Source organism: Paracidovorax sp., assembly GCF_057642795.1.
The window spans coordinates 237736-260412 of record NZ_JBXYZY010000027.1 but is presented as its reverse complement, the minus strand read 5'-3'; the positions used below and the strand labels follow the sequence as shown (position 1 = coordinate 260412).

Here is a 22677-nt window from a genome sequence, read left to right as displayed (position 1 = left end):
ACCTGCATGTCGCTGTACTGGCCGTACTTGTTCGCTGACTACTATCGCTGGCTGGAAATCCTGACGGCAGTGGTCAGCGTGGTCATCCTGCTGTCCAGCATTGACGATCTGTTCGTCGATGTCTGGTACTGGGTGCGCGAGATCTACCGGTCTCTGACCGTGCGGCGCAAGTACAAGCGCCTGACCGCGGCGGAACTCCGCGAACGCCCCGAGCAGCCTATCGCGATCATGGTGCCGGCGTGGCTCGAGTACGACGTGATCGCACCCATGTTGAGCAACATGGTGTCCACGCTCGAATACAAGAACTACACCATCTTCGTGGGGACGTACCGCAACGACGCGCGCACCATCGCTGAAGTCGAGCGCATGCGCCGCCGCTATCGGCAGCTGGTGCGTGTCGAGGTGCCGCACGACGGGCCCACCTGCAAGGCCGACTGCCTCAACTGGATTGTGCAGGCCCTCTTCAAGCATGAGCAGCACCTGCCCGCACCCTTCGCCGGTGTGGTGCTGCACGACAGCGAAGACGTGCTTCACCCGTTGGAACTCAAGTACTACAGCTATCTGCTGCCGCGCATGGACTTCATTCAGCTGCCGGTCACCTCGCTCGAGCGCAGCTGGTTTGAACTCGTGGCCGGCACCTATATGGACGAGTTCGCCGAATGGCACAGCAAGGATCTGGTGGTGCGGGAGAGCTTGTCGAGCATGGTCCCGTCCGCTGGTGTAGGCACCTGCTTCTCGCATCGAGCCCTGAAGGAGCTGTCTCAGGCTACCGACAACCAGCCTTTCAACGTGGACAGCCTGACGGAGGATTACGACATCGGCACACGCCTGAGCCGCATGGGCATGAAGCAGATCTTCGGAAAGTTCGACGTCGACTACGTCACCCGACGCGTCTCGTTGTTCGGGCTGGGGCGCGAGAAAGTTGGCTCCATCCAGATGCCGCTGGGCGTGCGCGAGTTCTTCCCCGACACCTTCCGCACAGCTTACCGACAGAAGGCGCGCTGGACGCTGGGCATCGGTCTGCAGGGCTGGGAGCAGGTGGGCTGGAGCGGCTCGCTGGCGACCAAGTACCTGCTGTTCCGTGATCGCAAGGGGCTCGTCACCTCGTTCGTGGCCATACTTGGCTACGTGCTGATGTTCAACTTCCTGCTGTTCTACATCGCCGATGTGCTGGGTTGGTGGACGGTGTATTACCCCTCGGTGTTCCCGCCGGGCGGCTGGTTCCTGACCGTCATGGGCCTCAATGCGTTCGCGCTGCTGATGCGCGTGGTGCAGCGCGCGTACTTCGTCACGACCATGTACGGCTGGGAGCACGGCGTGCTGTCGGTTCCCCGCATGATCGTGGGCAACTGCATCAACGCAATGGCGGCGGCACGTGCCTGGCGCCTGTTCCTGTCCAGCAAGCTATTCGGCACCCGGCTGGTCTGGGACAAGACCATGCACGACTTTCCGTCGGCAGACCAGTTCGTCCAGCGTCGTCAGCGGCTGGGCGAGTTGCTGCTTTCCTGGCGTGCCATTGATGACGTCCATCTGGAGCGGGCGCTGCAACTGCAGGCCCAGTCCGGGCGTCCCCTGGGCACCATCCTGCTGGAGAACGGCTGGCTCGATCAGGGCACCCTGGACGAAGCGATTTCGTTCCAACAAGAAGAAGCGGCTCTGGCCGCCGCGGCCCCCCTGGGCAGCAACAAAGGCGCCCCCGAGGCTGTACCCGCATGAACCGATTGAGCAATCGCACGATCCTCGCGATCGCCCTGGCCGCCGTGTGGCCCATCACGCCGGCACTCGCGGCTGCTGGCCTGGAGCACGCGGCGCGCAACGGACTGCAGGACGACGAGCCACCGCTGCGTCTGGCGATGAGCTACACCCTGTCGGCGCCGCCGCAGAATGCGCCTCAGCCCACGGCGCCTCCCAGCCCCGTCCAAACCGCATATCCCTTGCTGGACCCACGGGATGCGATGGCGCGGCGCATGCGCCTGGAATATGCGCTCCACGCCAGTCCGGACGTGGACCCGGTGGTCAGTCTGCCGCCGCTCGTGGCGTCGGCCCAGGGCCGGGCTGCCGCCGTCGGCATGGAGCGCGATAAGCTGCGCGTTCGCCTGGAGGCCGCCCTGCGTGCCTACCTGGAACAGGCTTCGGCCGATGGCGCACGGGCGCTGCCTCTCCCGGGCAGCGCGGACATGGTGGTCGGCATGCCCGTCCCGTTGCCCCTATGGCCTGCCAAGTTCTACGCCGTGTCGTCGCGATCGCAGCCCATCTATCTGCCGGCAGCACCTGCGGAGCCTCCTTTGCGGGCCCCAGTCGCTCCGCGGGGCGCGATCGAACTGCCCCCGCCGGTCGCCGGCAGCGGTGCGCGTGAGCGGCCGCCGGCCGAGGAGCGGCGCAAGCGCCGGACGCGGTCGGGGGCACGGTCGCCGAAAGCTACGCAGGCTGGACCAGTGCTGCGCGGCCGGGCGTGGCGCCTCGCCAATGCAGGGTACCGTGCCTACGACCGTGGGCGCTACGAGGTAGCCCTGCAACGTGCCGACCAGGCCCTGCGGCTGCGCCCCGACGTGGTCCGGCTGCATCTGCTGCGCATCTATGCCCTTGAAAAGCTGGAGCGGCGTGACGAGGCACTGCGCGCAGCGCAGCAGGCCCAGGCTCAAGGCCTGGACAGCCCTGAGCTCACCGCCTCCGTCACCAATCTGAGCCCGCAGCCCGCAGGCTCGGGCGCACCCACGACCGAGGCCTATCGCAAGGGCTTCCCCATCGCGACGGTGGCCTACGAGCAATACAACGCCGGCAAATACGCCGAAGCCGCCAAGAACGCCGAAGAGGCCGTGCGCACCGATCCTACGCAGGGACCCTGGGTGCTGCTATGGCTCAATGCTCTGGAGGGTGAACAGCGTTTCGATGCCGCCATCCAGGCCGGCAACGAGGCGCTCGCGCTGGGTGCTCCCAACCGCGACGAGATCGTGGCACGTATCCGCCTGGAGCGGCAGGCCATCGCCAATCAGTATGCGTTGAAGGCCTATGAGTCGCTGTCCAAGAACAAACTCTCAGACGCCGTTCAGAGCGCACGCGAGGCCGTGCGACTGGCGCCCGATGTGGCCAGCCACCAACTGCTTCTGATTGGCGCTCTGCAAAGTGCGCAAGAGCTGCCGGCTGCCGAGCAGGCAGCGACCGCAGCGCTGGACGCCGATCCCGAGAACACCGCCGTTCAACTGCTGCGCGCCTATCTGCGCCAGCAGCTGGGGCGCTCCGATGCCGCTCAGCAAGATGTCGATGCCGTGTTGGCCCACGACTGGATCGACGATGCACAGCGCCGCGACACCCGCCTGATCGGTGCCGACCTGGCCCTGGCCGCAGCCAACCCCGAGCGGGCCCTGGCGCTGCTGGCTCCCTTGCCTTCGGGCGATGCACAGGCAGACCAGCGCCGCCAAGCCGCCGCCAAGATCGGCGGCTGGGGCTGGGGCACGGCAGATAGGCTCGACGTGACGGCCTATGCGCCCTTGCAGCTGTGCCGGGACACGCCCTATGGAACTGTCTGCGAAGTGCATCCGTGGGATGCCCCGGGCACCGACAACCCCGCTGCGCGCGCCTATGCAGCCTATGGGCAGAAGCGCTATACCGACGCCATCGCCCTGGCTCGCCGGGCTGTGGCAGAGCAGCCGGACAACGCAGCCAACCAAAATTTGCTGACCATCGCGCTGGCCGCCGGCGCGCCGCCGGAACGCAAGGAAGCGCTGGAGCGTCTGGACTTGGCCCTGAAGGCCACTCCCGACGATGCCGCCCTGCTGCGCCAGCGTGCCTATCTCTATTTGGCCGAAGACCAACCGGCGCTGGCACTGCAGGACTTCGTCGCGGCGCGCAGCACCGGCCAGGCACCGCCCACCAACGTCCTCGACGAGGCCTATGCCACGGCAGCTACGGGCAACCGCCCGGCGGCCGCAGCCATGCTGCGCCAGGCCATCGACGATGCCGATGCCGGCAAGCTGCCGCTCGATGCCCAGCAGCGCTTTGACACACGCAGCGCCGTGGCGAACTTTTCACGCGAATGGGGCGCGACGGTCTCTGTCGGGTACCGGGGCGCGAGGTCCGCGTCCAACGGGCTGGTGGGGCAGCCCGTATCGGTCCCTGGCGACTCGGTGTTCTCGACGGCCGAGGTGTATTGGCGGCCGCCGGAGTTCCTCAACTCCACCACGTCCACCTTTGACGTCTATGGACGGATCTCCAACACCCTGCGCAGCGGCACAGACCGCACCGGCGCGCAGGTTGTGCAGAACCCCTGCGGCGGCGGCACGATCAACGTGGGCGACTCCAGCTTCCAGGGCGTGTCCGGCTTGCCGACCACCACGGGTGCGATCGGTGCGCGCTACACGCCTTCGACGGCCGCGAACTTCACCTTCGGGCTGGAGCGGCAGTTCCTGCTCGGCAGCGCCACGCGCAGCGGCTCGCTCAACCCGGCGCCCGACGATGTCCGCTGCCAGCTGAACAACCAGGCCGCTGCGGTGAACTACGAATCGAGCCGCGGCACCGGAGGCTGGCAGGCGTACATGCTCTACGGCTTCTATGACGGCACGGCGCTGCGTCTGGACACCACGAGCTGGTACACCATGGAGGGCTACCTCCAGGCCGGCTACACGATGCTCGACACCCCCGTGCGCTACACCGTGCGCAGCGCCACAGGCGAGGTGTTGGCGAGCGACCGGGGCCGCCTCAAGCGTGGCCAGGGCTTTGCCGCGGGCGAAGTGCGCGTGGGCCGCAGCTTCCTCTCCTCGTACAGCGACCGGCTGGTCATCTTCCCGCACGTCTCCGTCGGTGCCGACTGGTATTCCACCCGCAACCGCGCGTCGGGCGTTCCCTTGGCGGGCAACGGCTCATTCGATCTGGCTGACAACGGGCGGTCGTGGTCGCTGGGCGGTGGGCCTGGCGTGAACTTCCGCTACTGGCTGGCCGGGGACCGCTACAACGCCCAGCGCTCGCATGTGGACCTGAGCGTGCAGTACCGCGCCAATCTGGGCGGAGGCGATGCCAGCCGTTCCAAAGGCGTGTTCATGAACCTGTCTTACTCTTACTGACCCGTGGCGGATGGGCCGGTGCCGGAGACCGGCGCGGCCCCTGCTTCTGCAAATTCTTCCCTTCGTTGCCATGATGAACCAGCCTGCCGATTCCTCCCACGCATTCAGTCGCCGTTCCGTGCTGACCTGGTCTTTGGGCCTGGCCTGCGGGTTCGCGTTGCCCACGCTCGCCCAGCAGCCCCAGGTGGGCACGCTGGCCGTGATCGGCAAGGATGGCTACCTGTTTGCCGGCTGGGGCAATGCTGCCGTGCCGGACTGGGCCGGCATCGATGCCACGGTCGCCCGTGTGGCCGAGGTGCGCAAACTGCTTGCGGCCAAGGGCATTGCGCTGGTGGTGCCCGTTCTGCCAGACAAGATGGCGCTCTACGAAGACAAGCTGCCCGACGGCATGAGCCTCTCGCCCGAGATGCGCACGCGCTATGCGCGCATCCTCGAGAAGATGCGTGCCGCGGACGTTCCCACCTTCGATGACGACGGCATCCTGCGCGGCCTGGTGCGCAGCGGCCAGCCCGTCTATTACCGCACCGACCAGCACTGGACCCAGCCCGCTGCCGATGCCACCGCGCAGGCGACGGCCGATCTGATCCGCTCCCTGGTGCCCCAGCTGGCCGGGGCTCCCGGCACCGGCCTCGCCCTGGGCTCGATGTCCAACGAGCGGCGCTTCGGGGATCTGGCGGACCGTTTCCTGTCGCCGGAGCAGCGCAAGTCGGTGGGGCGCGAGATCTTTTCGGTGCGTCGCGCCGTGGAGGCCGACAGCCTGCTGGCCGAGGTGCAGGCCCCGGTGCATGTCACGGGCAACAGCATGGTGCAGCCGTATTTCGGCTTCCCGCAGAAGCTCTCCAACCTGCTCGACCGGCGCGTGTCGGTCAACTGGAAGCCGGGCGACGTGGGCTTCTGGTCGATTCTGCTCGAATACCTGGAGTCGGATGCGTACCGCAAGCAGCCGCCCCAGGTGCTGGTCTGGCAGCTGTTCGAGCCCAACTTCCACCTGGGCCCCGATGCGCGCGGCCTCTGGGACGCGGCTTCGGTGATCAGCGACGCGGACTGGAGCCGCAGGCTCAAGGCCGCGCTGGCGTCCTGAGCGATGGCGCCGCCTTCGCCTTCCCCCTCTTCATGTGACGCATCCCTGGCCGGCCACCGACTGATCGCCTGGGTGATCGGCCTCGTGCTGGTCGTCGGCTGCGCGTGGGGCGTTTTCCGCCTGACCCGTCTGCAGTTCGACGCGGCGGACTTCCAGCCCTCGACCTGGGTGGACGGCCATGCCGGCAACCAGCTCAACAAGGCCCTCGGCGTGCTGCCGGGGCAGGGCGAGATCGATCTCTGGAGCGCCGCGCTGCGCTACCGGCTGCTGGGCGACCTGGGGCCGCAGGTCGCCGAAGGCTGCCCGGGCTGGCTTTTCTACCGCGACGGGCTGCGCCCGCAACCCGGCAACGAAGGCGCCTTCGACGAGCGCCTGAAGCTCATGCGCGCCTGGACGGAGCGGCTCGCCCAGGCCGGCATCCGCACCGTGGTGGCCGTGGTGCCTGACAAGTCGCGCATCGAGGCCGCGCAGCTGTGCGGCCTGCGCGTGTCGCAGCCCATGCGCGCCAGGATGGATGCGTTCCAGCAGGCGCTGGCCGAGCAGGGCGTGGCCCATATCGATCTGCGCCCCACGCTCGCCGCGCTGCCGCAGGCCTATTACCGCACCGACGTCCACATGGCGCCCGCAGGCGCCGAGGCGGCGGCCGGCCAGGTGGCGCAGTCCGCGCTGCCGGGGCTGGGCGGCAAGGGCGCGCAGGCCTTCGACGACGTGCGCGGCAACGCGCCCGAGCCCCGCATGGGCGATCTCATCGTGCTCGCGGGCCTGGAAAAGGCCCCCGAAGGCTGGCGCCCGCCGCTCGAGAGTTTCGTGCCCGAGCAGCTCCGGCCGGTGCAGTCCGGTGGCCTGCTCGACGAAGGGCCGGCCGCCGAAGTGCTGCTGCTGGGCGACTCCAACGGCCTGCGCAGCGAATTCGCCGGGCGGCTGGGCCGTGCCCTGGGGCGCGAGGTGTGGAACCAGAGCCAGGACGGCGGTTTCTTCGCAGGAGCCATGCTGGCCGCGCTGGGCCGGCAAGACCAGTGGCCCGCCAGCCTCAAGGTGGTGGTGTGGCAATTTTCCGAACTCTCGCTCTCGCTGCCCCTGAGCGCGGCGGAACGCAAAGCGCTGGCCGAGCTGCGCTGACACGGCATGCTGTTCAATTCCTATCTGTTCCTGTTCCTCTTCCTGCCGATCGCGCTGGGCGGCTATTACGCCCTGGGTGCCGTGCGGCTGCGCTGGGCAGCGCTCTGGCTGTGCGTCGTGTCGTTCGTCTTCTACGGCTGGTGGAATCCGCGGTTCGTGGTGTTGCTGGCCGCGTCTATCGCCTTCAACTACGGTGTCAGCCTGCTGATCGTGCACAGCGCCGGCCAGGCACGGCGGCAGTGGTGGGTGGTGGCCCTGGGCATCGCCTGCAACCTCGTGCTGCTCTTCTATTACAAGTATTTCGCGGCGCTGGTGGGCGAGCTGCACCATTGGGGTTGGACCGCCACCCGCGTGGACGACATCCTGCTGCCGCTCGGCATCTCGTTCTTCACCTTCACGCAGATCGGGTACCTGCTCGACTGCAAGGCGGGCATGGTCAAGTCGCCCAGCCTGCTCAACCACACCTTGTTCGTCACCTTCTTTCCGCACCTGATCGCGGGGCCGGTGCTGCACCACAAGGAAATGATGCCGCAGTTCGCGGACCCGCAGAACTACCGCTTCAAGGCCGAGAACCTGTCCATCGGCGGCACCCTGTTCGTGATCGGCCTGGCCAAGAAGGTGCTGTTTGCCGACACCATCGCCCCGTATGCCGATGCGGGCTTCGCCGACCCTTCGCACCTGGGGTTCTGGGGCGCCTGGGGCACCAGCCTGGCCTATGCCATGCAGCTGTATTTCGACTTCTCGGGCTATTCGGACATGGCTTTGGGCCTCTCGAAGATGTTCGGCATCCGTTTTCCGCTGAACTTCAATTCGCCCTTCAAGGCGCCGTGCATCATCGAATACTGGGCGCGCTGGCACATGACGCTGACGCGCTACCTCACGGCCTACCTCTACTACCCCATGGCCATGCGCCTCTCGCGCTGGCGCAGCCGGCGCGGCCTGCCAGTGGGCTCCGTGGGCAGTCGCTCTCCGGGCGGCTTCACGGTCATGATCGCCTTGCCTACGCTCTACACCATGGGGCTGGCGGGTATCTGGCATGGCGCGGGCTGGCAGTTCTTCATCTACGGGCTGCTGCACGGCAGCTATCTCTGCATCAACCATGCGTGGCGCATCGTCGTGGGCCCGCGCATCGCCCCCAAGCAGGCCTGGAGCCGCTGGCTGTGGCGCAGCTTCTGCGTGCTGCTGACCTTCGTGGCGGTGATGGTGGCGCACGCCTTCTTCCGCGCCTTGGACGTGACGCAGGCGGTGGGCCTTCTGAAAGCCATGGCGGGTGCGAACGGCATGGAGGACATCCGCGCCTCCTGGGCCGGCCTGATCGCCGGCGATGCGCCGCCGAGCCTTTGGCTCGGACGGAACCTGCAGGCCGTCTATCTGGTCCTGCTGATGTCCATCGTGTGGCTGGCACCTAATTCGCATCAGATCCTGGGCCACTGGTCGCCGGCCCTCGCCAAGCCGCAGGAGGCCACGCCGGCCTGGCTGCGCTGGCGGCCCAATGGTGCCTGGTTGGCCGCCACCCTGGTGGTGCTGTTCCTGTGCCTGGTCAACCTGCACCGGGAAACCCGCTTCCTTTATTTCCAGTTCTGACGCGAGTCCGCAGATGCATTGCTTTCCCATCCGTTTTTCCCTGCGCGGCCTGATGCTCTCCCTGGCGCTCGGCGCCGCGGCGGGTGCGGCCTCGGCCGAAGAGGGCGCACTGTCGCAGCTCTACGCCGCCCGCCCGCCGGCCGGCTCATCGTTCGTGCGTGTGGTCAACCCTTCCCCGGCCCGGCTCCAGGTACGCGTGGCCGAAGGGCCGGTGCAGCGCGTCGGGGGCGATTTGCCCGCCACGAGCTACGCCATCGTGGCCGGTGGTCGCCGCTTCAGCGTGCAGGTGAATGGCAAGCCGGCCGCGTCGCTGGAAGTGAAGCCCAACACCTTCAGCACCCTGGTGCTGCGCCGCGAGGGCGACCGGTTCGCCTTCACGCCGATCGATGACACGGCGGAAACGCCCGATGCGCTCAAGGCCGAGCTGCGCTTCTACAACCTGGCAGAGGGCTGCGCCAAGGCGCAACTGGCGCTCGCCCCCACAGGTACACCGGTCTTCCGTGATGTGCCGGCCAGTGCATCCGCGGCTCGATCGGTCAATCCGGTCAAGGCCAGCCTGAGCGGCCAGTGCGGTGAAGCCGCCACCGCCGCCCAGGCGCTGCCGGCCCTGCAGCCGGGTGATTACCTGAGCCTTTTCCTGGTCGGCCCGACCGGCAAGCCTGTGCTGGTGATGCAGCCCAGCCGCACCGACCCGGTCAAGCGCTAAGCGCTAGGCGTTGAGTGCCAGGTATCGCTCGGCCAGCTTGGCGCGGTCGATCTTGTAGTTGACCGACACCGGCATGCGCGGGCAGGCCAGCAGCTCGGTCGGCAGCATGTAGTGGGGCAGACGGGCGGCGAGCAGGTTCTTCCAGTCGGCCAGCTCTTCGGGCAGGCTCTCGTTGCCTTCACCCGTTTCCACGAAGGCGACCAGGCGCGCCACCGAGCCGTTGGCCCGCCGCAGTGCGACGGCCGCTCCGGCGCGCGCGCCGGGCAGCGTGGCCAGGGCGGCGTCCACTTCCAGCAGTTCGAGCCGGTAGCCGTTGAGCTTGATCTGGTCGTCGATCCGGCCCTGGCAGAAGAGCAGGCCGCCTTCGCCCTCGATGCCCAGATCGCCCGTGCGGAAGCCCCGCAGGCCGTCCTTCACGAACATGCGGGTGGCGTTCAGATCAGGGCGGTTGATATAGCCGCGCATCACGTGCGTGCCGACGATGCAGAGTTCGCCCTCGTCGCAATACACCTGCGCGTCGCGCTTGGCGTAGCCGATGGGCATCACGGCATCGGTGGCCAGCAGGGCATCGTCCACCTTCAGCAGCGTGGTGGCGACGGTGGCTTCCGTGGGGCCGTAGGTGTTGAGGATGGGCACGCCGGGAAAGCGCTTGCGCAGCTGGCGTGCCAGCGGCACGGGCAGCGGCTCGCCGCAGAAGAGGAAGGTGCGCAGCGAGGGCAGGGCGGCACCGGAGAAGCCGGGGTTCAGCAGCTGCTGCTGCGCGAAGGAAGGCGTCGAGACCCAGGTGGTGACTTTGTGCTGCGCGATCAGCTCGGCCACCTTCAGCACCGAGGCGCCCGAGTCGCGGTCCAGCATCATGATGGTGCCGCCGGTCGTGAGCGCGCCGAACACGTCGTAGAGCGACACGTCGAAGCTGAACACCGTGTGGTTCAGGAAGACCGGCACCTCGCCCAGGTCGAAATCGAGTCGCATCCAGTCGATCAGGCCCTGTACGCCCTCGCGGCCGATCTGCACGCCCTTGGGTTTGCCGGTCGTGCCCGAGGTGAACATGATGTAGCCGAGCCCGCTTTCGGCCAGCGTGGGGGCGGGCCCATCGCGCAGCACCTGGAAGCGGGCAGCCGCCGCGTCGTACATCAGGTGGGCGTTCAGCGTGTCGATGATGCTCTGCAGCCGGTCCTGCGGATAGACCGCATCGACCGGCACGAAGGGCGCGCGCAGCATCAGGGCGCCGGTGAGCGCCACCATGAAGGCCGCTTCCTTGTGGCCGCGGATCACGATGGGGGCGTCGGCCTCAAGGCCCAGCGCGCGGGCTTCGTCGCACCAGGCCTGGGCCTCAGCCCGCAGCGCCTGCCAGCTGAGGCTGCGGTCGTGGGCGATCACGGCCAGCGCATCGGGGCGGGTGGACAGATCCCGGAACTCGCCGGTGTCGAAGTCGAAATGCATGGGTGCTCCTTTCGCGCCTTGGCAGGCATCGCGCAGGAAAGAGGGGGTGAAGGCCGGCCGGGGCCGGCGGAGCAAACGCCTCGGCCAGGCCGGGCTCAGCTGTGCGCTGCGACGTAGGTGGACAGCGTGCGCAGCGAGTGCAGGTGTTCCTCGACCTCGGTGATGGGCACGGTGCAGCCGAAGCGGGCCTCGATGGCCAGCATCAGATCGACGGCCGCGACAGAGTCGAGCAGGCCGGATTCGAGCAGCAGGGTGTCGGGTTCGACCTTCTTGAAGATGGCGGCCTGGATCATGTCGGCCAGTTGGGCTTCGACTTCGGATTGCGTCATGGCGATGAGGAGTGAGTGTCGATGGGGAAAGTGGACTTGTGCTGCCCGCGGACAGGCAGCGCGGAGGTCCGCCAGATTGTCAGATGTCGCGTTCGAGCGGTGCGCCGAGCACCACGGACGACATGTTGCCGAGTATGCGGTCGTCGTTGACCATCACCGCGGCGGAATGGGCATCGCGGATGTGGCGGCTCAGATAGAACTCGCCTTCTTCCATGTAGCCCTGGATGCCGCAGATGCGCAGCGCGATGTCGGTGATGCGCACGACGAGCTCCGACGCGCCGACCTTGAGCGCGTTGTAGCTCACCATGCGATCCAGGCCGGAGGCCTGGCTCACACCGTCTTCGTACAGCGCCACGTTGGCGGCGAGCATGCCGCGCATCTGCTGCACCAGAGCCTCGCCTTCGGCCAGCCGCAGGTTGGCGATGGGGTTGAGCGGTATGCCCTTGCGGTTGCGCATGCGCAGGAAGCCCCGCGCCCGCGACAGCGCCGACACGGCAACGCCCAGCCACACGGACCCGAGCAGGATGTGCGATGTCGGCAGCATGGCCTCGGACATGGCCTTGGCGAAGGTGCCCTCGAAGATCTGCTCGGTGCTGCAGTGCGCTGCCAGGTCGAACCGGTCGGTACAGGCGCCGCGCATGCCGATGGGGTTCCAGCGGCTACGGGGGGTGAGCGTGAGCTGGCCACGCATCACGGACGCCAGTTGCTGGTCGGAAGCCGCAGCGTCTTCCGCGCGGCGCGCGGAGACGAGGAAAACGTCGGCCGCGGTGGAATAGGAGATGACGGTCCCGCTCTTGTTCAGGTGCAGCCCGTCAGGGCGCCGGTCGAGAAAGCAGGAGCTGGTGCGGATCGAGCCGCCGACGCCGCCTTCGGTGGTGGCCGATGCGACCAGATGCTGCTTGCGCACCATGTCTTCCATCAGGGCATGGTGCCAGGCGCTCTCGCCTGTCTGGCGGATCGCCACCGCGGCCTGCGAGTGGTGCATGGCGAAGATCAGGCCGGTCGAGGCGCAGGACTCGGAGAGCCGGCGGCACAGGTTGGCGACGGCACGCAGGGGGAGCTCGGGGCCGCCGAAGCGGTGGGGCACCAGCAAGCCCAGCAATTTCCTTTCGCGCAGCGCCTGCAGCGCTTCGGTGGGGATACGGCCTTCGCGGTCGACAGCGTCCGCATGCTGTGCAGCAATCGCGAAAACCTGGTTCAGCTCTTGGTCTGCGACGGGTGCGCTCAACGACTCAGATGGGTGCATATAGTTGTTAGTTGCGTGGCCTTGCATTCTCGATAGTTCTTTTGTATTTCACAAGCTAGGCCTCGTCTAACTGGGCATGCTGGGCGGAACCCTTGCTACTTCTGCCAATCCTGCAGCAGCTGGCGCGCTTCCGGCGTGTCACCCAGCATCCAGGGATCGATGGCAAAGGCGATGACGCGCTCGGCTCCGTAGTTGCGTGCTACCGCGAGTTGCGCCCGGACGCGCTCGGCCGTCGCGGCACGGGCACGGAAGGCGCCTCCTGTGCCTTCCAGAGCGGGCAACTGCTCGAACAGCTCGACGATGAGATCGAATGGCACCTTGCGCTGGCGTAGCAGGGCGCGCAGCGGCTCCAGGCCGGCGTAGTTGCCCATGCCGGCCACGCCCACGCCGTCCTGCAGCATCGGGCGCAGCATGACCTTGTCGAGGATGTCGGACCAGAGCGTGGTCAGCTTGCCCGAGGTCTGCAGCTGGCTGTAGAAGGTGGATACGGCCAGCGGCTGGGGCTGGCTGGTCCCTGTGGCGATGGCCTGCAGCCAGGCCACCAGCAGCGCGCGCCGCTCGGGCGTCGCCCAGTTGTACTGGTCCAGCTCGTAGGGCAGGTACCAGCCGCGAAAGCTGGGCCGGCGGCTCCAGGGCGCGGTCTTCGCATAGTCCAGGCAGCGCTTCTGGGTGTTGGCGAAGAAGTCCTTGAGTACCTGCGGTTCGGTGGACGACAGCACGGTCCACCAGCGCTCGTCGTAGGGCAGGCCCATGCGGATCGACATGCCCTCGCGCGCAGCCTCGTCGAAGATCAGGGCGATCAGGCTTTCGGGCAGTGTCCAGGGGTAGGTGCCGCCTTCCGTTGCACTCCACTGCAGCACGATTTCATCGCAGCCCAGCGCCCGCGTGGTGCGCAGGCGCTGGCGCCACTCGTCCAGCGACAGCGATTCAAAGCTCTTCCAGGGCTGGATGAAGGTGCCCTGGAAGCGGCTGGTCTGTGCGGTGCAGCCCGCGGCGAGTGCCGTGGCGGCCAGGCACAGCCAGGTGCGCCGGCTCAGGCCTGCGTGGGGGGGCGAGGAGGGGGCGGGCGAGTTCGGCATGGCGGAGGGCACCTGGGGCGGGAGTGCAGGAATGCGTTCGCGTGCAGCATATACATTTAAGCGGCTGCCATGATGGCGGCGCGTGCCGCCCAGCGGCATTCCACAGCTTCAAGGAGCGTCGATTGATTCTCGTCACCGGCGGAGCCGGCTTCATCGGTTCACATACCTGCGTCGCGCTGGCCGCCGCGCAGATGCCTTTCGTCATTCTGGATAACTTCTCCAACAGCCGCCGCTCGGTGCTGGATCGCATCGAGCGCATCACGGGCCGTGCGCCCCTCTGGGTGGAGGGCGACGTGCGCGATGAGGCGCTGGTTGAGCGCGTGATCCGCGAGTACAAGGTCGATGCGGTGGTCCACTTCGCCGCGCTCAAGGCCGTGGGCGAGTCGGTGCGCGAGCCGCTCCGCTACTACGACAACAACGTGGCGGGCACCGTCGCGCTGCTGCGCGTGATGCAGGCCGCCCAGGTCCGCACGCTGGTGTTCTCGTCGTCAGCCACGGTCTATGGCGAGCCCGCCACGGTGCCGATCCGCGAGGATTTCCCGCTCACCGCCACCAACCCCTACGGCTGGACCAAGCTGATGATGGAGCAGGTGCTGGCCGACGTGGACAAGGCCGAGCCCGGCCAGTGGCGCATCGCCCGGCTGCGCTACTTCAACCCGGTGGGCGCGCATGAGAGCGGCCTGATCGGCGAAGACCCCAGCGACGTGCCCAACAACCTCATGCCCTACGTCACCCAGGTGGCGGCCGGCATCCGGCCGGCGCTCAGCGTCTATGGCAACGACTACCCCACGCCGGACGGCACGGGCGTGCGCGACTACATCCACGTCTGCGACCTGGCCGACGGCCATGTGGCAGCGCTGAACTATTTGCGCCAGAACCCCGGCCTGCTGACGGTGAACCTGGGCACCGGCAAGCCGGTGTCGGTGCTGGAGATGGTGGCCAGCTTCGAGAAGGCCAGCGGCCGGCCCGTGCCTTACCGCATCGTGGACCGCCGGCCCGGCGATGTGGCCCAGTGCTGGGCCGATCCTGCGATGGCCGAATCGCTGCTGGGCTGGCGTGCCCGCCACGGCATCGACCGCATGTGCGAGGACGCCTGGCGCTGGCAGGACGGCACGGCCCGCACGCTGGGCTGAGCGGGGCGGGGCGGGGCGGGGCGGGCGGCGCCGGTCCGCCCACCGCCGTGCGGCGTGCAGCTGCCTGCGCGCTCAGGCCCCGTGGGCGTGGGCGCGCGGGGGATCGGGCTGCGTGTCCAGCGTGGCGGCGCGCACTTCGGCGTCCTCCTCGGACAGCAGCGCGTCCTCCCACTTGGCAACCACGGCTGCGGCGATGGAGTTGCCCACCGCATTGGTGGCCGAGCGGCCCATGTCAAGGAAGGTGTCCACGCCCAGGATCAGCAGCAGGCCGGCCTCGGGGATGTCGAAGTGGTTCAGCGTGGCGGCGATCACCACCAGCGAGGCGCGCGGCACGCCGGCCATGCCCTTGGAGGTGAGCATCAGGATCAGCAGCATGGTGACCTGGGTCTCCAGCGGCAGGTGGATGCCGTAGGCCTGCGCGATGAATAGCGTGGCGAACGTGCAGTAGATCATCGAGCCGTCCAGGTTGAACGAGTAGCCCATGGGCATCACGAAGCTGGAGATGCGGCGCTTGACGCCGAAACGGTCGAGCGCATCGAGCAGCTTGGGGTAGGCGGCCTCGGAACTCGCGGTGGCGAAGGACAGCAGGAACGCCTCCTTGATCTCGCGCAGCAGCTTGAAGACCCGCCCGCGCAGCGCCAGGAAGCCCGCCAGGATCAGCACGCCCCACAGCAGGAACAGCGCCAGGTAGAACTCGCCCATGAAGACGGCGAACTTCAGCAGGATGCCCAGCCCATTCACGGCCACCGTGGCCGCCATGGCCGCCAGCACCGCCACCGGGGCGAACTTCATCACGTAGCCCGTGATCTTGAGCATGACGTGGGCCAGCTCCTCGATGCCGCGCACCAGCGTCTGGCCTTTTTCGCCCAGGGCCGCCAGCGCGATGCCGAAGAACATCGAGAACACCACGATCTGCAGGATCTCGTTGTTGGCCATGGCTTCCACGAACGAGCGTGGCACCAGATGGTTCACGAAGTCCTTGAAGGTGAACTTCGCTGTCGCCAGCTGGGCGGACTGGCCGGCGTCCGGCAGCGGCAGGTTCAGGCTGGCGCCGGGCTGCAGCACGTTGGCCAGCACCAGGCCCAGCAGCAGCGAAATCAGCGAGGCGGTCAGGAACCAGCCCATGGCCTTGAGGAACACCCGGCCCACCGAGGCGGCGTCCCCCATGTGGGCGATGCCCACCACCAGCGTGGAGAACACCAGCGGCGCGATCAGCATCTTGATGAGCCGCAGGAACACGTCCGTGGCGATCGAGATGTAGCCCGCGATGCGCGTGGCCTGCTGGGGTTCCAGGACGTTGGCGTGGATGAAATGGCCTATCACGATGCCCAGCATCATGGCGACCAGGATGCCGGCCGTGGGCGGCAGCTTTTTTTTGCGAAGCGACATAGAAGGCGGTCTGCGGGCCGGGCGGCCCTCGGTGCGGGACGTCCTGCCGGAATGGAAAAAAGGGGCGATTGTCCAGCAAGACGGCGCCGCGCCCCGCCAGCCCGCCATCGGCATGGTGACGGGCTTTTACAATCAACCCATGTCCGCCCCCCTGAATGCAGCGCCGCCCGTGGCATCTTCCTTCCTTTTCCACGGCCAGCCGGCATGGCAGATGGCCCTGCCTGGCGGAGACCGGGTGGTGGTGGCCGCGCAGGGCGCCCAGGTGCTGTCCTGGACTACGGCGGACGGCACCGAACGCCTCTTCCTCAGCCCACGCAGCGTCTTCGACGGGCACACCGCCATCCGCGGCGGCGTGCCGGTGTGCTTTCCCCAGTTCAACCAGCGCGGGCCGCTACCCAAGCACGGCTTCGCACGCAACCTGCCGTGGCAGCTGTCAGGCTGCGGAGAGGCGGCGGACGGGCAGGGCCGGTTCCTGCGCCTGTCTTTGGCGGACAGCGAGGTCACGCGCCGCTGGTGGCCTGACCAGGCCTTCGCCGCGGAACTGGCCGTCACGCTGCGCCCCGGCGCACTGCGGGTGGAGTTGTCGGCACACAACCCCGGCACCACGGCATGGGACTTCACCGCTGCTCTGCACACCTACCTGCGGGTGGACGACATCGCGACGGTCCGGCTCGAAGGCCTGGACGGCTGCGCGTGCTGGGATGCCGTGGCCGACACGCACGGCGTCCAGCAGGGCCCCGTCAGCTTCGAGGGCGAATACGACAGCGTCTTCGCCGCCGCGCCCGCTCCCCTGCAGGTCCAGCCGGCCGCAGGCGGCCGGCTGTCCATCGCGCAGGGCGCGGAGTGGGGCAACACCGTGGTCTGGAACCCCGGCGCCCCCCGCTGCGCTGCGCTGGCGGACATGCCTGCCGACGGTTATCGCCACATGCTGTGCGTGGAGGCCGCCTGCATCGACCGGCCCGTGGCCATGGCGCCCGGCGCCCGCTGGTCTGGCTGGCAGCAGCTGCAGGTCCTCTGATTTCCGCTTTTCCTTTCCTTTCCCTCCTGGAGCCTCCATGCTGGCCAAACGCATCATTCCCTGCCTCGACGTCACCGGAGGCCGCGTGGTCAAGGGCGTCAACTTCCTCGAACTGCGCGATGCGGGCGACCCGGTGGAGATCGCCGCCCGCTACAACGCGCAGGGCGCCGACGAGCTCACCTTCCTCGACATCACGGCCACCAGCGACGGGCGCGATCTGATCCTGCCCATCATCGAGGCCGTGGCCAGCCAGGTCTTCATCCCGCTCACGGTGGGCGGCGGCGTACGCACCGTCGAAGACGTGCGGCGCCTGCTCAACGCCGGGGCCGACAAGACCAGCTTCAATTCCGCAGCGCTCGCCAACCCCGACGTGATCAACGCCGCATCGGACAAGTACGGCGCACAGTGCATCGTCGTGGCCATCGACGCCAAGCGGCGCCAGGGCGACGACCTGGCCGCTCGCGGCGAGGGCTGGGACGTCTATAGCCATGGCGGCCGCAAGAACACCGGCCTGGACGCCGTGCAGTGGGCCGCCGAGATGGCGCGGCGCGGCGCCGGCGAGATCCTGCTGACCAGCATGGACCGCGACGGCACCAAGTCGGGCTTCGACCTGCAGCTCACCCGGGCCGTGAGCGACGCAGTCGGCGTGCCGGTGATCGCCTCGGGCGGTGTGGGCAATCTGGACCATCTGGCCGACGGCGTGCAGCAGGGCGGCGCCGATGCCGTGCTGGCTGCCAGCATCTTCCACTACGGCGAATACACCGTGGGCCAGGCCAAGGAGCGCATGGCCGAGCGCGGCATTCCGGTACGGCTGTAATGCCCGTAGCGCTTGATGTGACTATGAAAAAGGCTTCCAGCCGTTATTTCATCTACACGAGATGCTATCTTTTAAGTAGCAAATGAAAAATGCTGCAGTGCAGCAATTCAAGAGACAATGACACCATGAACTGGCTAGATGAAGTGAAGTGGGATGCGCAGGGCCTGGTGCCCGTGATCGCGCAGGAGTCCGCCACCGGCGACGTGCTGATGTTCGCGTGGATGAACCGCGAGGCGCTGCAGCGCACGGCGGAGCTGGGCCGCGCCGTGTATTTCAGCCGCTCGCGCCAGCGGCTGTGGTTCAAGGGCGAAGAGTCCGGCCACGTGCAGACCGTCCACGAGATCCGCCTGGATTGCGATAACGACGTGGTGCTGCTCAAGGTGACGCAGCTGGGCCACGAGCCCGGCATCGCCTGCCACACGGGCCGGCACAGCTGCTTCTTCAGCGTGCTCAAGGACGGCGCCTGGACCGCCGTCGATCCGGTCTTGAAAGACCCCGAATCCATCTACAAGTGACCGACATGGCCGCCCACGAATCTGCATCCCCCGCATCCCCGGCCTCGCACGACGCGCTCGCCCGCCTGGCTGCCGTCATCGAAAGCCGCAAGCCGGCCCACGGCGGCGAGCCCGACAAGAGCTACGTCGCGCGCCTCCTGCACAAGGGCCCGGATGCCTTCCTCAAGAAGATCGGCGAAGAGGCGACCGAGGTCGTCATGGCCGCCAAGGACGCCGACCATGGCGGCGATGCCGGCAAGATCGTCTATGAGGTGGCCGACCTCTGGTTCCACACCATGGTGGCGCTGGCGCACTACGGGTTCACGCCCGCCGACGTGGTGGCCGAACTCGAGCGCCGCGAGGGCACCAGCGGCATCGAGGAAAAGGCGCTGCGCAAGGCCGAGCACCGCGCCATCCGAGAGAGCACCTGATAACCACCCTTGAAGGAGGAGCCGCAGCATGAGCGACAACGACATCATCGACGTGACGCCCAACGGGCGCGCCGAATCGCTGAAGACCATCGGCTGGGTCAGCTACGTGCTGCACCTGCTCGTGGCCGTGGCCGCGGTGCTGCCCAGTGCGCAGCCCAGCATCGCGCTGCTGCTGATCGCGCTGGTGATCGACCTGGTCAAGCGCGGCGACGCGGAAGGCACCTGGCAGGCCAGCCATTTCTCCTGGCGCATCCGCAGCGTGCTCTGGGCGGGCGTGCTCTACATCCTCACCTTCCCGCTGTGGCTGCTGTTCATCCTTCCGGGTTGGATCGCCTGGGCCGCGATCTCGGTGTGGTTCCTCTACCGCATCGTGCGCGGCATGCTGGCCATGAGCGAAAACCGGGCCGTCGATGCCTGACGCCACCTTTCAGCCGCAGCGGCTCAACCTTGCGCTGCAGGGCGGCGGCTCCCATGGCGCGCTCACCTGGGGCGTGCTGGACGCGCTGCTCGAAGACGGCCGCTTCGCCATTGAAGGCCTGAGCGGTACCAGCGCTGGCGCCATGAACGCCGTCGCGCTCGCCCATGGCTTCGCCCAGGCGGCGCACCAGCACGCAGGCGCCGACCCGCGCGAGGTGCATCAGATCGGCTGCGACATGGCCCGCGCCACGCTGGGCCGGCTGTGGGAGGGCGTGGGCACGCTGGGCAGCATGATGCTGGGTGTTCCGCTGGCGGGTAACAATGCCCTTGTGGGCATGTTCACGCAGTGGCTCTCGCCCTACCAGACCAACCCCCTGGGCATCAACCCGCTGCGCCGGCTGCTTGAGCGCGAAGTGGATTTCGACGTGCTCAGCACCGCCCCTTCGCCCAAGGTCTTCGTGTGCGCCACCAACGTGCGCACGGGCCGGGGCGAGATCTTCTCGGGCAAGCGTCTGAGCGCCGACGCGGTGATGGCCTCGGCCTGTCTGCCGCTGCTGTTCAAGGCGGTGGAGATCGACGGCGAGCACTACTGGGATGGCGGTTTTTCCGGGAACCCGGCGCTGCATCCGTTGATCTACAAGACCGAATGCGCCGACGTGCTGCTGGTGCAGATCAACCCCATCGAACACCCGACCGTACCCGACAACGCCTCCGAGATCATGGAACGCATGAACGAGGTCACCTTCAACGCCAGCCTGTTGTCCGAGATGCGCGCTATCGAGTTCGTGCGCCGCCTGCTGGCCGAAGGCAAGCTCGACGAGCGCCGCTACCGCAGCGTGCGCATGCACCGCATCGATGGCGGAGCGCTGCTGGCCGGCTTCGGCGCGTCCAGCAAGTCGCGGGCGGACCTGTCGTTCATCCGCGAGCTGTTCGCCCTCGGCCGCCAAGAGGGCCAGCGCTGGCTCCACGCGCATGGCGCCGACATCGGCGTGCGCCCCACTGTCAACATCGCGGACAATGCCTGACGGATGGCGCGTTGCCCCTTGCCCGCCTTTACGCACCGATTTCCTTCCCTTCCTCCATGCACGACCCCGACTGCCTTTTCTGCAAGATCATTGCCGGCCAGATCCCGTCCCGCAAGGTGTACGAGGACGACGAGATCTACGCCTTCCACGACATCAATCCCTGGGCCCCGGTGCATTTCCTCATGGTGCCCAAGGCCCATGTCCATTCCATGGCCGGGGTGACCGACGCGCATGCCGGCGTGCTGGGCCGCATGATGGCGCTGGCGCCACGGCTGGCGCTGGAACAGGGTTGCAACCCGTATCCGCAAGGCGGCTTTCGCATCGTGGTGAATACCGGCGACGAAGGTGGCCAGGAGATCCATCACCTGCACATCCACGTCATGGGCGGTCCGCGCCCGTGGCTCAAAGGGTGACCGTATTCATGCTGCGCAGCCAGTTTCACTGACCGCACGGCACGCAGCCAGCAGGCTGCAAGGGGTATCGCCGGCCTGACATGTCCCCCGTCTAAAATGGGCCGCAATTCATCAGGAGATTTCCATGGGTTCGTTTTCCATCTGGCACTGGCTCATCGTGCTGCTCATCGTGGTGATGGTGTTTGGCACCAAGAAGCTCAAGAACATGGGCTCCGACCTCGGGGGCGCCGTCAAGGGCTTCAAGGACGGCATGAAGGACGGTGCTTCCGATGCGCCGCCTCCCGCCGCCAGCACCGCCACGCCGCCCACCCAGGTCGGCACGCACACGGCGGCCGACAAGACCACGATCGACGTCGAAGCCAAGCAAAAGAGCTGATGACGGCCCGCCCGCAGTGGCTCAGCGCTTCATCCTCCCAACGCTTCCATGATTGACATCGGTCTCTCCAAAATGGCGCTGATCGGCGCCGTCGCGCTCATCGTCATCGGCCCCGAAAAGCTGCCCCGCGTGGCGCGCACCGTGGGCACGTTGCTGGGCAAGGCGCAGCGTTATGTCTCCGACGTGAAGGCTGAGGTCAACCGCTCGATGGAGCTGGACGAGCTGCGCAAGATGAAGGACACGGTCGAGAGCGCTGCTCGCGACGTCCATCAATCGGTGCAGACCCAGGCGAGCGACTTCCAGAAAGACTGGGAGTCCTCCATCCATGGCGCGGGCGATTCTTCTTCGTCCGCCGTCGGGTTCGATGCCGCACCCGTGGTGCCGGCCTACAAGAACCCCGGAAAGAACTGGCGCCTCAAGCGCGGTGCCACGCCCCAGTGGTACAAGGCACGCGCCGGCGTGCGAACCAAGGCCCAGTCGGGCGCAGCGCGCGTGGCGCGTTTCCGGCCGCAGAAATTCCATTGACGGCCGCTGTGCAGTTGCCCGTCCGGGCCTGCCCTGCGGGCACGCAGCCAGTCCGCAACCTTCCCCACCATGTCCGATATTCCCAATAAAGAAGACGAGCTCGCGGGCACCGAGCAGCCGTTCGTGCAGCATCTCATGGAGCTGCGCGACCGCCTCGTCAAGGCGCTGATCGCCGTCGGCGTCATGGCGGCCGGGCTGTTCTTCTACCCAGGCCCGGGCCCGCTCTACGACCTGCTGGCCGCGCCCCTGGTGGCGCACCTGCCTGCCGGCGCCACGCTGATCGCCACCTCGGTGATCTCGCCTTTCATGGTGCCGCTGAAGATTCTGCTCATGGCGGCTTTCATGCTGGCGCTGCCCTTCGTGCTCTGGCAGGTCTGGGCCTTTGTGGCGCCGGGTCTTTATTCGCACGAGAAGAAGCTGGTGCTGCCGCTGGTCATCTCCAGCACGGTGCTGTTTTTCATCGGCGTGGCGTTCTGCTACTTCTTCGTGTTCGGCCAGGTGTTCAGCTTCATCCAGAGCTTCGCGCCCAAGAGCATCACCGCCGCGCCTGACATCGAGGCCTACCTGAGCTTCGTCATCACCATGTTCCTGGCTTTCGGGCTGGCGTTCGAGGTGCCGATCGTGGTGGTGCTGCTGGCGCGCATGGGTTTCGTGACTGTGGAAAAGCTCAAGGGTTTCCGCGGCTACTTCATCGTGCTGGCCTTCATCGTCGCGGCCGTGGTCACGCCGCCCGACGTGGTCTCGCAGCTGTCGCTGGCCGTGCCGATGTGCCTGTTGTACGAGCTGGGCATCTGGGCGGCGCAGATCTTCATCCGCCACACCGCCGCACCGGAAGACGCGCAGGAAACGACCTGAACCTCGGTGGCTGCTGGTAGCAGGTGCCTCAACGAAAATAGCCCCCAGCCCTTGTTCTGCAAGGGCTGGGGGCTATTTTTTTGATAGCGCCCGCGCGGTACGGTCAGGCAGGTCAGGGCCGGCGGGGCGGCGGGTGCCGC

The 22677-nt window shown here is 67.4% G+C and carries 22 protein-coding genes; 17 read left to right on the top strand and 5 right to left on the bottom strand.

Annotation, left to right across the window (positions count from 1 at the left end):
• Positions 1–6 precede the first annotated feature (6 nt).
• The 6 genes from AC3A84_RS10530 to AC3A84_RS10505 all read left to right on the top strand — a co-directional run bounded on the left by AC3A84_RS10530 (position 7) and on the right by AC3A84_RS10505 (position 9547).
• Positions 7–1716 (top strand): glycosyl transferase family protein, encoded by a 1710-nt coding sequence (locus tag AC3A84_RS10530; RefSeq protein ID WP_487969572.1) that lies wholly within the window; start codon positions 7–9, stop codon positions 1714–1716.
• Positions 1713–5057: an NfrA family protein gene (locus tag AC3A84_RS10525; RefSeq protein WP_487969571.1), complete on the top strand. Its 3345-nt coding sequence runs from the start codon at positions 1713–1715 to the stop codon at positions 5055–5057. The genes AC3A84_RS10530 and AC3A84_RS10525 overlap by 4 nt, the downstream gene beginning before the upstream one ends.
• Positions 5058–5127: 70 nt before the next feature.
• Positions 5128–6138 carry an alginate O-acetyltransferase AlgX-related protein gene (locus AC3A84_RS10520; protein ID WP_487969570.1) on the top strand — a complete coding sequence of 337 codons (1011 nt, stop codon included), beginning with the start codon at positions 5128–5130 and terminating at the stop codon, positions 6136–6138.
• Positions 6139–6141: 3 nt separating this feature from the next.
• Positions 6142–7257 (top strand): alginate O-acetyltransferase AlgX-related protein, encoded by a 1116-nt coding sequence (locus tag AC3A84_RS10515; RefSeq protein WP_487969569.1) that lies wholly within the window; start codon positions 6142–6144, stop codon positions 7255–7257.
• A gap of 6 nt (positions 7258–7263) precedes the next feature.
• The gene (locus AC3A84_RS10510; protein ID WP_487969568.1) at positions 7264–8841 is read left to right on the top strand and encodes an MBOAT family O-acyltransferase; all 1578 of its coding nucleotides are present in this window, start codon (positions 7264–7266) and stop codon (positions 8839–8841) included.
• A 13-nt stretch (positions 8842–8854) separates the two neighbouring features.
• Positions 8855–9547, top strand: a complete 693-nt coding sequence (locus AC3A84_RS10505) for an alginate O-acetyltransferase AlgF (RefSeq protein WP_487969567.1) — start codon at positions 8855–8857, stop codon at positions 9545–9547.
• 3 nt (positions 9548–9550) lie between these two features.
• Here the strand turns inward: AC3A84_RS10505 and AC3A84_RS10500 are convergent, their stop codons facing one another.
• The 4 genes from AC3A84_RS10500 to AC3A84_RS10485 all read right to left on the bottom strand — a co-directional run bounded on the left by AC3A84_RS10500 (position 9551) and on the right by AC3A84_RS10485 (position 13644).
• Positions 9551–10990 carry an AMP-binding protein gene (locus tag AC3A84_RS10500; protein ID WP_487969566.1) on the bottom strand — a complete coding sequence of 480 codons (1440 nt, stop codon included), beginning with the start codon at positions 10988–10990 and terminating at the stop codon, positions 9551–9553.
• 95 nt (positions 10991–11085) lie between these two features.
• A complete protein-coding gene (locus tag AC3A84_RS10495; protein WP_092940545.1) occupies positions 11086–11319 on the bottom strand; it encodes an acyl carrier protein in 234 nt (77 codons plus the stop codon).
• Positions 11320–11398: 79 nt separating this feature from the next.
• The gene (locus AC3A84_RS10490) at positions 11399–12547 is read right to left on the bottom strand and encodes an acyl-CoA dehydrogenase family protein (RefSeq protein ID WP_487969565.1); all 1149 of its coding nucleotides are present in this window, start codon (positions 12545–12547) and stop codon (positions 11399–11401) included.
• 113 nt (positions 12548–12660) lie between these two features.
• A complete protein-coding gene (locus tag AC3A84_RS10485) occupies positions 12661–13644 on the bottom strand; it encodes a DUF4434 domain-containing protein (RefSeq protein WP_487969564.1) in 984 nt (327 codons plus the stop codon).
• 122 nt (positions 13645–13766) lie between these two features.
• Between AC3A84_RS10485 and galE the strand changes: the two genes are divergently transcribed.
• The gene (gene galE, locus AC3A84_RS10480; protein WP_487969563.1) at positions 13767–14777 is read left to right on the top strand and encodes a UDP-glucose 4-epimerase GalE; all 1011 of its coding nucleotides are present in this window, start codon (positions 13767–13769) and stop codon (positions 14775–14777) included.
• Between the two features lie 72 nt (positions 14778–14849).
• Here galE and AC3A84_RS10475 read toward each other — a convergent pair whose 3' ends face one another.
• Positions 14850–16166: a dicarboxylate/amino acid:cation symporter gene (locus tag AC3A84_RS10475; RefSeq protein ID WP_487969562.1), complete on the bottom strand. Its 1317-nt coding sequence runs from the start codon at positions 16164–16166 to the stop codon at positions 14850–14852.
• Positions 16167–16305: 139 nt separating this feature from the next.
• Between AC3A84_RS10475 and AC3A84_RS10470 the strand changes: the two genes are divergently transcribed.
• From AC3A84_RS10470 to tatC, 10 genes are all read left to right on the top strand, one after another.
• Positions 16306–17184 carry a D-hexose-6-phosphate mutarotase gene (locus tag AC3A84_RS10470; RefSeq protein ID WP_487969561.1) on the top strand — a complete coding sequence of 293 codons (879 nt, stop codon included), beginning with the start codon at positions 16306–16308 and terminating at the stop codon, positions 17182–17184.
• Positions 17185–17221: 37 nt separating this feature from the next.
• Positions 17222–18001: an imidazole glycerol phosphate synthase subunit HisF gene (gene hisF, locus AC3A84_RS10465; protein WP_487969560.1), complete on the top strand. Its 780-nt coding sequence runs from the start codon at positions 17222–17224 to the stop codon at positions 17999–18001.
• Between the two features lie 89 nt (positions 18002–18090).
• Positions 18091–18516 carry a phosphoribosyl-AMP cyclohydrolase gene (gene hisI / locus AC3A84_RS10460; RefSeq protein ID WP_487969559.1) on the top strand — a complete coding sequence of 142 codons (426 nt, stop codon included), beginning with the start codon at positions 18091–18093 and terminating at the stop codon, positions 18514–18516.
• A gap of 5 nt (positions 18517–18521) precedes the next feature.
• Complete coding sequence (locus AC3A84_RS10455; protein WP_487969558.1) at positions 18522–18926, top strand: phosphoribosyl-ATP diphosphatase; 405 nt, start codon at positions 18522–18524, stop codon at positions 18924–18926.
• A gap of 28 nt (positions 18927–18954) precedes the next feature.
• The gene (locus AC3A84_RS10450) at positions 18955–19344 is read left to right on the top strand and encodes a DUF4870 family protein (RefSeq protein ID WP_487969557.1); all 390 of its coding nucleotides are present in this window, start codon (positions 18955–18957) and stop codon (positions 19342–19344) included.
• Complete coding sequence (locus AC3A84_RS10445) at positions 19337–20368, top strand: patatin-like phospholipase family protein (protein WP_487969556.1); 1032 nt, start codon at positions 19337–19339, stop codon at positions 20366–20368. Before AC3A84_RS10450 ends, AC3A84_RS10445 begins: the two co-directional genes overlap by 8 nt.
• Before the next feature lie 56 nt (positions 20369–20424).
• Positions 20425–20781 (top strand): histidine triad nucleotide-binding protein, encoded by a 357-nt coding sequence (locus AC3A84_RS10440; RefSeq protein ID WP_487969555.1) that lies wholly within the window; start codon positions 20425–20427, stop codon positions 20779–20781.
• Between the two features lie 124 nt (positions 20782–20905).
• Positions 20906–21157, top strand: coding sequence for a Sec-independent protein translocase subunit TatA (gene tatA, locus AC3A84_RS10435; protein WP_343590628.1), 252 nt, complete (start codon positions 20906–20908; stop codon positions 21155–21157).
• Positions 21158–21205: 48 nt separating this feature from the next.
• Positions 21206–21682, top strand: a complete 477-nt coding sequence (tatB, locus tag AC3A84_RS10430) for a Sec-independent protein translocase protein TatB (RefSeq protein WP_487969554.1) — start codon at positions 21206–21208, stop codon at positions 21680–21682.
• Between the two features lie 69 nt (positions 21683–21751).
• Positions 21752–22537 (top strand): twin-arginine translocase subunit TatC, encoded by a 786-nt coding sequence (gene tatC / locus AC3A84_RS10425; protein ID WP_487969553.1) that lies wholly within the window; start codon positions 21752–21754, stop codon positions 22535–22537.
• The last annotated feature ends 140 nt before the right edge of the window (positions 22538–22677 follow it).

Coding starts and splice junctions, on each gene's coding strand:
- AC3A84_RS10520 (WP_487969570.1), top strand. CDS start 5,128: ATGATGAACCAGCCTGCCGATTCCTCCCACGCATTCAGTCGCCGTTCC.
- AC3A84_RS10505 (WP_487969567.1), top strand. CDS start 8,855: ATGCATTGCTTTCCCATCCGTTTTTCCCTGCGCGGCCTGATGCTCTCC.
- AC3A84_RS10440 (WP_487969555.1), top strand. CDS start 20,425: ATGCACGACCCCGACTGCCTTTTCTGCAAGATCATTGCCGGCCAGATC.
- tatA (WP_343590628.1), top strand. CDS start 20,906: ATGGGTTCGTTTTCCATCTGGCACTGGCTCATCGTGCTGCTCATCGTG.
- AC3A84_RS10510 (WP_487969568.1), top strand. CDS start 7,264: ATGCTGTTCAATTCCTATCTGTTCCTGTTCCTCTTCCTGCCGATCGCG.
- AC3A84_RS10530 (WP_487969572.1), top strand. CDS start 7: ATGTCGCTGTACTGGCCGTACTTGTTCGCTGACTACTATCGCTGGCTG.
- AC3A84_RS10475 (WP_487969562.1), bottom strand. CDS start 16,166: ATGTCGCTTCGCAAAAAAAAGCTGCCGCCCACGGCCGGCATCCTGGTC.
- AC3A84_RS10485 (WP_487969564.1), bottom strand. CDS start 13,644: ATGCCGAACTCGCCCGCCCCCTCCTCGCCCCCCCACGCAGGCCTGAGC.
- hisI (WP_487969559.1), top strand. CDS start 18,091: ATGCTGCAGTGCAGCAATTCAAGAGACAATGACACCATGAACTGGCTA.
- tatC (WP_487969553.1), top strand. CDS start 21,752: ATGTCCGATATTCCCAATAAAGAAGACGAGCTCGCGGGCACCGAGCAG.
- AC3A84_RS10495 (WP_092940545.1), bottom strand. CDS start 11,319: ATGACGCAATCCGAAGTCGAAGCCCAACTGGCCGACATGATCCAGGCC.
- AC3A84_RS10455 (WP_487969558.1), top strand. CDS start 18,522: ATGGCCGCCCACGAATCTGCATCCCCCGCATCCCCGGCCTCGCACGAC.
- AC3A84_RS10445 (WP_487969556.1), top strand. CDS start 19,337: ATGCCTGACGCCACCTTTCAGCCGCAGCGGCTCAACCTTGCGCTGCAG.
- tatB (WP_487969554.1), top strand. CDS start 21,206: ATGATTGACATCGGTCTCTCCAAAATGGCGCTGATCGGCGCCGTCGCG.
- AC3A84_RS10470 (WP_487969561.1), top strand. CDS start 16,306: ATGTCCGCCCCCCTGAATGCAGCGCCGCCCGTGGCATCTTCCTTCCTT.
- AC3A84_RS10500 (WP_487969566.1), bottom strand. CDS start 10,990: ATGCATTTCGACTTCGACACCGGCGAGTTCCGGGATCTGTCCACCCGC.
- hisF (WP_487969560.1), top strand. CDS start 17,222: ATGCTGGCCAAACGCATCATTCCCTGCCTCGACGTCACCGGAGGCCGC.
- AC3A84_RS10450 (WP_487969557.1), top strand. CDS start 18,955: ATGAGCGACAACGACATCATCGACGTGACGCCCAACGGGCGCGCCGAA.
- AC3A84_RS10525 (WP_487969571.1), top strand. CDS start 1,713: ATGAACCGATTGAGCAATCGCACGATCCTCGCGATCGCCCTGGCCGCC.
- AC3A84_RS10515 (WP_487969569.1), top strand. CDS start 6,142: ATGGCGCCGCCTTCGCCTTCCCCCTCTTCATGTGACGCATCCCTGGCC.